This window comes from Syntrophorhabdales bacterium (assembly GCA_035541455.1).
Taxonomy (GTDB): Bacteria; Desulfobacterota; Syntrophorhabdia; order Syntrophorhabdales; family WCHB1-27; genus JADGQN01.
In genome coordinates this window covers 1-10353 of record DATKNH010000057.1, presented here as the reverse complement: position 1 = coordinate 10353, position 10353 = coordinate 1, and the positions used below count along the sequence as shown (strand labels likewise).

The window sequence follows — 10353 nt, the reverse complement described above, 5'->3', positions numbered from 1 at the left end:
ACCACGTGATCCGTAAAATTCGTGGATAACATCACGCCTCTAGCGTAGTGGGGGTTCTGCGGGCCAGAGAGATCACGGACAACGCCGACAGGAGCCCACGTGGTTGATCCTTTCGAAGCGTTACCCTGTTCTATGATATATGACCCGTGTGCAGCATCAAACGCTACCCTGTGTTGCACCCCATGAGAAACCGCCCTCATCTTCGCCAGCTGCAGGTCGGTCACCAGTTGTCGCGCTGCCTTCCATACCGTGTACTTCTCGATCCATCCCGAAAGATTCGGTAGTGCGAGCGTTACACAGACAGCAAGGACTATCAGGACAACGAGCAGTTCGAGTAGGGTAAGCCCTCGAGAGGGAGGCTCATTGCGGCGACATGAGACTGAGGAAGGCATACATCACCCTGTTACCTGCCAGGACGTAGAAGAGCGCTCCAAGAGAGAGAAAGGGCCCGAAGGGAATGGCATACTTCGTGTCCTCATGCTTGATGAGCATCACTGGAATACCGACGAGGGTGCCGAATAAGGAGCCGAAAACAAGAGCGAAGAGGACCCCCTTTATGCCGCAAAATGCGCCGATCATGGCCAGGAGCTTGATGTCTCCCCCGCCCATGCCTTCGCGCTTACGCAGTAACTCGTAGCCAGCGGCAATGGCCCAGAGTATGCCTCCACCTAGTACTATTCCCAGTAAGGCGTCCACATAATTGAAAGTGGACCTGAAAAAGCAGAGCGCACCTCCCGCCATCACGCCTCCCAGGCTGAGCACATCTGGAATAATCTTGAACTCAAGATCAATGAAAGATATGACAATCAGAAGAGAGACAAAGAGCAACATCACCGCGAGGTCAAGCGAGAAACCATAGAGTTGAAAAACAACCGCGTACAGCAGAGCGGTTAAGAGTTCGACCGTGACGTACTGCAACGAGATGCGAGCACCGCAGTGGCGGCATTTGCCTTTCAGCACCAGGTAGCTGACGAAGGGTATATTATCGTAGAAGGCTATGTGTGCTCCGCAGTGCGGGCATGAAGAGCCCGGCGTTACGATAGATCTTTCTCTGGGGAGTCTGTAAATGCAGACGTTGAGGAAACTGCCGATCACTGCGCCCAGCACAAAGAAAAGCAAGTTCGGGGCTATGTTCATCACGTATCCATCATCTTACCACACATTCTGAGCAGAGGCGTGGGCGTTGCCCCCGCGCATAGCAAGAGACATGCTCGTCGCAAGGAACGCGATGAGCATGTCCGACTACTATAACTATCGTTTTTTCCTCGCATGCCAAAGAAAGGGGGCCTGGCATCAAGCCCCCTTCAAAGTAATAGAACGCTAACTAGCTTTTCGGCATATAGGAGACAGGTACTGATCCACCCCAAGTCCAGGTCTTGCAGGTCCCGTCCGGCGTCAGCGTGAGTGTCTGGCCGTTGACGTCAGTGTTCACGTCATTCAGCGCCCCTTTAGCTGTGCCTATCCCGGCTGTTATGACGCCACAGGTACCGACACCAGCAGCCACGTCGAATGCTGCATACTGTGCAGCCACGTCGATACCATAATTGGTCTTGATGGCAGCGACATTGGCTGCCACTGGAGTTGAGCCATTCTCGACAAAATAGGCTGACACTGCCGTCTTTATGGCGCCCATGGAATGGACAACGCCTGCAATCTTTGCCCTGCCAGTGTATCCTGTGTATGCTGGAATTGCGATGGCTGCGAGAATACCGATGATTGCAATAACGATCAATAATTCTATCAGGGTAAAACCTTTCGTGCCTCTTCTAATCTTCATGTTGCATTCCTCCTGGGATTTTTGATTATAAATTCCTTTGTTGCCGATTGGTAGCTTTCTTTCACCTCCCTCCCCCTATAATTGGTTTTCCGAATCTCTTGTGAACATGCGTCCATCGCCGGGTAAAATGCAAGGCGTATGCCAACGCTATCAAGTCTGTAACTCCACATGACAGCTGGGTTTCACACATGGGACCTCCTTACGAGATAAACAGTGCTGGGCGTTTTTGGCCTGTCTTGCTTTTTCGACCATGATCATCTCGGGCCGCTTTCGCTCTGTCCTCATGACGCAAACCCCAGAAATTAGAGGCCCCCTGGATTGCCGGAGTGCGCAGAGCACAGCGTGTGGCCGTTTTTGGTATGCTGGGCGTTTTCGGCTGTCCGGTTGATCATGCTCTGACGCTCATTCTGCTGATTGAGTTATGCTATATTTCTCGATCCAGCGTAAGAGCGCGCGCCTGCTCAGACCCAGTCTTCGCGCTGTCTCGCTTTTATTTCCATCGCAGGCAGCGAGGGTCGCCTCCAGGTGGTTCCTTATGACGGCGGCAAGAGATGAGCCTGAGGCAGAACGCCTGTGATTCGACTCCCGCAGATAGGCGGGCAGATGTTCCACCTTTATGAACGACTCTGTCGCAAGAATCACCGATTGCTCGATAACATTTTCCAGCTCGCGCACATTGCCCGGCCAGTCATGCGACATCAGGAGAGCCTGGGCGGCCCTCGAGATGCCCACGATCTTTTTTCCTGTGGCGGCATTCGATTTATTGAGGAAGAAGCGCGAGAGCAGCGGTATGTCGTCCTTACGTTCGCGAAGCGGAGGGACTGTGATTACCAGGGGCGTGACCCTGTAGAAGAGGTCTTCCCGGAACCTGCCGTTCTTCGCCTCATGGGAAAGGTTCTTGCTCGTTGCAGCTATTACACGGCATTTGGCATGTATCACCTGGCTGCTTCCGACCGGCCTGAATTCTCCGTTCTGCAGTACTCTGAGCAGGTGAGGCTGAAATGAAAGAGGGAGTTCCCCTATCTCATCGAGAAAGAGGGTGCCTTCACCGGCAGCCTCGAACAGGCCGACCTTGTCCTTAATTGCGCCGGTAAATGAGCCCTGTTTGTGGCCGAACAACTCAGACTCGATGAGGGACTCGACGAATCCACCGCAATTGCACACGAGCAGCGGATCTTTCTGTTTTGCGCTCAAGCTGTGGATGGCCCTGGCAACAATCTCTTTTCCTGTTCCGGTCTCACCCATAATGGTGACCATCTTGAAATAGGGTGCTATCCTTCTTATGAAGGAGCAGATCTCCAGCATCTTCGGGTTTCTAGCGACAATGCCTGCGAACGTGTACTTCGAATCAAGTTGTTCTTCGAGGCGCGCAGTCTCTTTCCTTACCTCGAACATGTCGGCTATGTCGTCGATTGCCGCCTTAAGCCGGTCGAGATCGAGGGGTATTGGAAAATGAGCCCAGGCGCCCTCCCTGATCGCTTCGACCCCATCCTCACCATTGTGGCCGAACAGAATTACTTCCACCCTTGGATCTGCGAGCTTGATGGACGGCACCACTGAAGAATCGGCATCCGACAACACAAGGTTGTAATTGCCGGAAACTACTTTTTGCTGGAGACTTCCATTGCCATTGTGCACGTCCACCTGGTGTCCTTCCAGAACGGGAAGGAAATCGGTGGGTGAATTCTTAACCGAAAGAAAGACTCTAAGCAAAGCGCACCATCAGTGCCACACGTGACTTATTAGTGTTATCGGCGCATCCGCATAAGTTTTAAATAGATTTTTCCCGGGCGAATATTATAGGGCTGCGCATCTCAAGTTTTTTTTGGATAGTCCGAAAACAACTACGAACCTGATAAAGGCAAACCATTCGAAAGAATGGGACGCAAAGCCACTGGCCTAAAGCTCTGTTGTACAGTGCTATGGCAGCAGGGTTGCCGGGTGATGCAAGGGTTGCTCCTGCGTGTATGGCAAGGAGCGACCGCACAAGCGCCCTGTGCACCTCCCGGATGATGCGGCACGAGAACTGCATCTTGTGGGAGGAATAGAGTGCTATCATCTGGTCTTGAGCACGGCGCGCCCGAACCTTCTTCCAACTCTACTCCATTTTCGCCTCCCCTGAGACTCGTGCACAGCTCTACGCTTCGGTACTCGGGGCCGGGCCTTTCGGGTATCCCACGGTGGGAGCTCTGGGCGAAGTGTGCGATCGCTTTTGCCGCTGCCTCAGTTCTCGCTGCGGCCTGGTGGTCGGGGATTTTCACCACGCTCTTCAGGCTGGTTCCTGATACCCCTTTTGGCACTCTCTGGCTTTTCTCTTTAACAAGCTATGGCTTGATTCATTACGCGGCTATGGTATGGCGTGTCTATCTCTGGCTCCGTTACCGTCCGTTGCCGGCTGTGCAGGAGAGCGAGTTGCCCTTTGTCTCCGTGATCATCCCTGCTTACAACGAGGGTGCTCTCGTGCAAGAATCCATCCTGTCCGCCACACATTGTTCTTATCCGAGGGACAGACTCGAGGTAATTGTCGTCGACGACGGGAGCACTGATGACACATGGCAGCACATCCGTAGGGCTGCCCGCCAAGCGCCCATCGATGTCCTCACTATTCGAAGTCCTGAAAACAAAGGCAAGAGAAACGCTCTTTATGCGGGTTTTTGCAAGGCCCGGGGTGAGATATGGATCACTGTTGATTCCGATAGCATTGTGGAGCGCGATGCGTTTACAAACGGAGTCAGCGCTCTGGTACGCGATAAAAAAATTGGCTGTGTGGCCGGCAATGTTAAGGTGCTGAACCGCAATGACAGTCTTATAACCCGTTTCCTCAAGGTCTCCTTCTCACTCTCGTTTGGTTTCTCAAGAGCTTACCAGAACGAGTTGCGCGGGTTGCTTACCACTCCAGGGGCACTTTCCATCTACCGGGCAAAGGCCGTCAGGTCGGTCCTTTCCAGATGGATCAATCAGACATTCATGGGAGCCCCCTGTGTAACCGGTGAAGACCGTGCTTTGACAAACCTCATCACGGCGCAGGGCTACCACGCGGTTTTCCAATCTAATGCTGTCGTATGGAGCGAAATGCCGACTACCTATGTGGCCATGTCGAAAATGTTCCTCCGGTGGGCCCGGAGCAACATACGGGAGACTCTATTTCTCTTTACCTATCTCTTTAAACGGTTTCGTCCCGATTACGTCTGGGGTTTCCGGATCAATTCGGTACTGGTCGCTTCAACTCTTGTGATACCCTATCTGCTCATTGGGCAGAGCTGCGTGCTGTTGATGGTGGCTACCCCACTGTGGTTCTTCCGTCATGCGGTAATGCTCACGCTGCTTGGCGTGACCATGAGTCTCATATACTACCGCAACGAAAAGGACTCTGATTTTCTCTGGGTGATTCTGTACGAATTCTTCTGGGTTGTAGCGTGTCAGTGGATTATGCCGTACGCTTTTCTGACCTGCCGTCACCAGGGGGCCTGGATCACTCGAGGGCCCGCGCCGAACTGTAGCTCTAATTCTCGTGAAGGAAACACGCAACGCGATGGTTAGACGGCCCCGCGAGTAAAGGCGTCTCCTTGCAGCACATCTCTCTTCTTTGGCCACATCGCCCTGAAAAGACGCAACAATCTCCCTCGCGTGTGCCCTCCTCTTCGCCGCTATTCTCCGCCATGATTGACGCATGCATGAGTACCCTGGTGTACGGATGCAGCGGGTTTGAAAAGAGCTCTTCAGTCTCTCCCGATTCGACAACTACGCCCTGGTACATGACCAAAATACGATCGGAAATAAACCTCACTATATTGAGATCGTGAGAGATAAAAAGCATGGAAATACCCAGTCGCTCGCGTATATCCAGAAAGAGATTGATTATCTGAGCCTGCACGGAAACATCGAGTGACGAGACAGGTTCATCGGCTACGATGAAGGAAGGAGAGGTTGCCAGGGCTCTGCCGATAGCCACGCGCTGCCTTTGCCCCCCACTCATCTCGTGGGGAAACTTCTCAAGGAAGTCTTCGTCGAGCCCGACGTTTTTCAATAACTCGCGAACCCTTTCTACCAAGGCTTTCTTTGCTACTAGGCGGTGGACCAGAAGCGGTTCGGCAATCGCAGCAAACACTCTCTTTCTCGGGTTGAGAGAGGAAAAAGGATCTTGAAATATGATCTGCATTTCCTTGCGTAGAGGCATTCGTTCCTTGTGTGGAATGTTGATCCAATCGCGCCCCATGAAGGAAATGCGTCCCCCGTCGGGCTTCTCGAGCATCGTCACGCATTTTGCTACTGTGCTTTTGCCGCAGCCGCTCTCTCCCACAAGCCCAAGGGTCTGTCCCTTAGCCAGCTCAAAAGAGACGTTATTCACCGCGCGTATCGCCTCCTTATGCACAGCGAAAGGGGTTCTTCGTATTTCGTAGGTCTTTCTCAGTTCTGATACAGATAGCATCGCACCAGTCTTTCCTGCACCGCATACATAGGTGGCTCGTCTACCTTGCACCTATCCATCACGTAAGGGCACCTTGGGTTAAACTTGCATCCTGAAGGCAGGTCGGATAGCCGCGGCACTGCACCGGGAATGGCCTTCAGCCTGCGTCGGTCGTGCGAGAATCGCGGCATTGAATCCAGGAGCCCCTTGCTGTAAGGATGCAGAGGCTCTTCAAAGAACTGTTTCACCCTTCCCTTCTCCACCATCCTTCCGGCATACATGATCCCTATCGAATTCCCTGTGCGTCTAATTATATTCAGATTGTGCGTGATGAAAAGCATTGACAGGTGGTATTCGGAGATCACATGCTGGAGAAGGCGCAGGATTTGCGCTTCAACTGTGACGTCGAGCGCTGTTGTTGGTTCGTCTGCTATGATAAGGGACGGATTGCACGCGATGGCTATCGCAATCAAAACTCGCTGCCGCTGCCCACCGGAAAGCTGATGGGGATACTGCAGGTAGCGTTTGTCTGGTTTATCGAGACCCACTTTCTGCAAGAGGTCGAGGGAGATCTGCTTCGCTTCTTCCTTTGAAAGTGCCTTATGTACAATAAGGCCTTCCGAGAGTTGGTCACCGACACGAAGTACCGGATTGAGGGACGTCAACGGTTCCTGGAAAACCATGCCCATCTTGTTTCCGCGTACCTGTTGCATTTCTTTGCGGGAGAGCGAAATCAAGTCCACATCCTCAAACAGAATTCTTCCCTTCACGATCCTGCCGGGAGGCGGTACCAGCTTCATTATGGAGAGCGCCGTCATGGTTTTTCCGCAGCCGCTCTCACCCACGAGGCCGAAGATTTCTCCTTTGTCGATATCGAAATCGACACCGTCCACGGCTTTCGTTATGGTACCGTTGGCGTAGAAATACGTGTGGAGATCTGAAACGGAAAGTAAGCTCATACACTCACACAAATCAGGAAATAAGCGTAGCACGGCGGACCGGGCCTTTCAAGGCGCGGATAGGCCGCTCGCACCTTCCCCAGCCCTTCCGCTGCGTTCGCTCCGAAAAGGTCCTTCCGTCCTGTCCTTAATATCTGCTAAGTAGCAGGCTTTGTGGCATTTGGATTCGGATGGGAGGCTCAAGATGCAACTGCTAGAGGCAATTCGGATTCGAGATGGAGACCGAGGCAGCAGCGAGGAGTTCGACGCCGGCGTACTTATAGTACGTCAAGGAAGAACGACGCAGCGATAACGAAGGTATACGCTTGAAACCGAATTGCCGTCAGTTGGTTACGACGCGCCAGCCTAACTTCATCACATACCGCACGCGAGGTGTACCCGGCGGCAGGTGATTCACATCGATACCATACGACCAGACCCGGTTCGGCGGATTGTAGACGGTTCCGGTCCCCGGCCAGTTGGAGTTTGCCTGAGCGCTCTGCCAGAGACAGACGAGCGAGCCCCTGTAAGTGAAATTGACGCCGGACCAGTTCTCCAGGAAACGTACGAGGTTCTCGAGCCCGCCGCTGTATTGGCTGCCGGCTGTATCCTTGTTCCCAACCATGAATGCGGCATTTACGGTTGTCGCAGCTGCTGTTCTGCTGCTGATACTTGTGCCCGAGTTGTACGTATCCCTCCAGTTGCTCGAGAGTACGGTGACCGCGTCTGCCGCAATGGCCGAGGGATTGTTTGCGGTGTTGTAGTTGCCCTCGACATACACAGGGTTGTTGGTTGCGATCGTGAGTCCTGTTGCCGGGATGCTTCCGCCGTTCTCCAGCCGTACTGCCTTGGAACCTGTCGAAGACGTAGAGGACACGTAGAGAATGCCGGGATCGCAGGAAGCAGGGGGGTTGTTAAGCGCAGCCATCGCAGCCGGACTGTTCTGGAGCTTTGTCAAATCGAGATCATACGTGTTCTGCACGCCGCCCTGTCGGTAATCGTACAGAGTGCCCGTTGTGAGGGGATTGACATTATGGGTGGCGTCCCCGCCTGGGTCGATGATAAGGTTCCCGTGCGTATCCTTATAAGTAGCGTCGTAATAGCGGAGATCCAGGGCAGCGCCGCTCTTATTCCTTGCCACGCCGTCGACGATGCGAAGGCCCGCGCTCTGGTAGAGGCTTCCTGTTCCAGTGCCCACGAGGTCGATCGGCTGGCCTGTTGACGTGGGCATGGGCACGTTCAGCGCCGTGATGCCGTGGTCTACTGTCTTTACTTGCCCGAGCCACGTGGTTTGCGACTGGGTGGTCCAGTTGGCTGAAGTGCTGTCGATGTTAAGCAAGGGGGTAGAACCCTGGCCGTTGCTGATATAAACGTTGTGGTTGGTTGAACCGCCATCTTTTCTATACGCATAGAGATTCTCGGCCGATGTGATCGGTGCATTGACCGTGAGGCTCACGCTGGAGCCCGATTCGGCCATATAGACATTGCTGTTCGTATGGATTCTGCCTATGCCATTGGCACCTGCCGTGAAGGTCATATTCGCGCCCGGGAGCATTTCGAGGTCATGATTGTAAAAGACGCCAAACTGGAAAATAGGGATCAGCTGGTCTTCCACATCAATAGTCACCATACCCATCGCGCCGGTCTTATTTTCCGTGGCGGTAGGAGCGATACGCCAGCGCTGCACAAAGGCCGACAATCCGGCATAGGTCCCGGTGGCGGGCCGCTGAACGCGATTGCCTATGGCCTGAACGAACGAAGCCCCGGAATAGGAGATCGTGTAGCCTGCGAGAGCGGGAGGGGTGATAGAGGCGGTGTTCGGGTTGATCAGCTGAAGTTGCTGCCAGAGCTGGTTGTAGCCGTACTGGGACGCAGCGTCCGCGGCATAGAACGCCTGCACCGAGCCAAGATGGTTGGAAGCGATGGCGACGTCAGTCACCACGTTCCGGTTCGCAGCGGCGGCGAGCAGGGACAAGGTGATGATGAGAATCAGCACAAGCATGACCACCATGCCCTTCTCGTCCCCCGTCGGTCTCCGCATTCCCTTCTTCAGGTTGGGCATCCGGTTCGCCACCCATTCAAGGCACCGCAGCGCGCCCGTTCTTGCACCCGATCGCTGGCACTCTTCTATCTGCTGTTTCATTCTCATCACCTCAATTTCTCAGAAACACCTGGTTGGTCACCTGCGAGGTTATGTACTGACCCGTCGTCCTATCCGGAATGGCGGTTCTTCCCGTCAGATTTATGGTCAGCAGCTTGCCTGTGAGAGTGAGGGTCATGGCGGAGATGTCCTGGGCTACGGCCTGGTTGCCCAGCCCCTGATGCGCATCTGCATAGAGCACGTTGCCGGCGCCGATGCTGTATGTAACCCACGTCACCCCGCAGACATACGTATTCGCCGGCTCAAGAAGCGCCAATCCCTGATTGCCGCCCATTGAAGGATTCGTATCAATGGTAAGCGTGTCGCCCGACACGAAGACCACCTTTGCGTTCTCAGCTGTACCGATGCTGATGTCCTGTGAGTTGGACGTGTTGAAATTGCCTCCTTCCGCGCTGTTCAGGGTTATCGTAGTGGCGCTCACCGCTGCGTCGACATTAAGATGGCTTACGGTAGGGCTGAAGCAGCCGACCAGGTCGAGATTGTTGTTGCTGCCATTGGTACTGACGCGGTAGGGTGTCCAGCCGTTGCCTGCGTTGTACCATGAAGAGGCGTCGACGCCGTTGATCGTGGACCAGAGGGGTTTGCCACAGCCGGCTGCCATGGCGTCACGCGAGATCCTGTCCACTGCCGCGCGCAAGTTCTGCTGCATTTCCGCCGTGTCGTCATAGAGGGCATAGGTCTTGTTCTGCGTTATGAGAAGCTGGTAGAAGGTCAGCACGACGAGACTGCCCAAGAATAGCGCAATCAAGAGCTCAACCATCGTAAGCCCTGCCTTACCCTTTACACTTCGGATATGATGGTGCTGAAGCTTATGCTTTTGGTTCCCCATGTGACCGTCATCAGAATTGTTTTGTACCGGCTCGGCGCTGTCCCGGAGGTGGTAACCGTCCAGGTCACCGTCATGTTACCGGACGTGAGCGTGTTGCTTGCGATCCCGTTGAACGGCGTGCTCTTGAGTTGCTCTAGATTCTGCTGGCCGAGCGTGATCGCTGTCAGCGCGTCTTTGCCGAAGGAGCTTCCCCTGATGCTCAATAGTTGCATCTGCGCGAACACCACAGCTCCTATGGCA

At 54.1% G+C, this 10353-nt stretch carries 10 protein-coding genes and 1 riboswitch; of the genes, 1 reads left to right on the top strand and 9 read right to left on the bottom strand.

The features are described from left to right. The 4 genes from VMT71_06105 to VMT71_06090 form a co-directional block, all read right to left on the bottom strand. On the bottom strand, positions 1 to 392 hold a 392-nt coding region (locus tag VMT71_06105; protein ID HVN23524.1), incomplete at its 3' end, for a prepilin-type N-terminal cleavage/methylation domain-containing protein. Beyond that, positions 361 to 1137, bottom strand: a complete 777-nt coding sequence (locus VMT71_06100) for a prepilin peptidase (protein ID HVN23523.1) — start codon at positions 1135 to 1137, stop codon at positions 361 to 363. The genes VMT71_06105 and VMT71_06100, both read right to left, overlap by 32 nt. A 187-nt stretch (positions 1138 to 1324) precedes the next feature. Then, complete coding sequence (locus tag VMT71_06095) at positions 1325 to 1777, bottom strand: pilin (GenBank protein ID HVN23522.1); 453 nt, start codon at positions 1775 to 1777, stop codon at positions 1325 to 1327. Positions 1778 to 2179: 402 nt separating this feature from the next. Beyond that, positions 2180 to 3490, bottom strand: coding sequence for a sigma-54 dependent transcriptional regulator (locus VMT71_06090; protein ID HVN23521.1), 1311 nt, complete (start codon positions 3488 to 3490; stop codon positions 2180 to 2182). Between the two features lie 137 nt (positions 3491 to 3627). Beyond that, positions 3628 to 3719, top strand: a riboswitch (cyclic di-GMP riboswitch). 107 nt (positions 3720 to 3826) lie between these two features. Between VMT71_06090 and VMT71_06085 the strand changes: the two genes are divergently transcribed. Beyond that, complete coding sequence (locus VMT71_06085) at positions 3827 to 5317, top strand: glycosyltransferase (protein HVN23520.1); 1491 nt, start codon at positions 3827 to 3829, stop codon at positions 5315 to 5317. Here the strand turns inward: VMT71_06085 and VMT71_06080 are convergent. The 5 genes from VMT71_06080 to VMT71_06060 form a co-directional block, all read right to left on the bottom strand. After that, positions 5280 to 6206: an oligopeptide/dipeptide ABC transporter ATP-binding protein gene (locus tag VMT71_06080; GenBank protein ID HVN23519.1), complete on the bottom strand. Its 927-nt coding sequence runs from the start codon at positions 6204 to 6206 to the stop codon at positions 5280 to 5282. The genes VMT71_06085 and VMT71_06080 overlap by 38 nt on opposite strands. Next, entirely contained in the window at positions 6185 to 7144 is a 960-nt protein-coding gene (locus VMT71_06075; GenBank protein HVN23518.1) for an ABC transporter ATP-binding protein, read from the bottom strand. Before VMT71_06075 ends, VMT71_06080 begins: the two co-directional genes overlap by 22 nt. A 322-nt stretch (positions 7145 to 7466) precedes the next feature. Continuing rightward, positions 7467 to 9266 (bottom strand): PilX N-terminal domain-containing pilus assembly protein, encoded by a 1800-nt coding sequence (locus tag VMT71_06070; protein ID HVN23517.1) that lies wholly within the window; start codon positions 9264 to 9266, stop codon positions 7467 to 7469. Positions 9267 to 9276: 10 nt separating this feature from the next. Next, positions 9277 to 10044, bottom strand: a complete 768-nt coding sequence (locus tag VMT71_06065) for a hypothetical protein (GenBank protein HVN23516.1) — start codon at positions 10042 to 10044, stop codon at positions 9277 to 9279. A 20-nt stretch (positions 10045 to 10064) separates the two neighbouring features. Further along, on the bottom strand, positions 10065 to 10353 hold a 289-nt coding region (locus VMT71_06060; GenBank protein ID HVN23515.1), incomplete at its 5' end, for a hypothetical protein.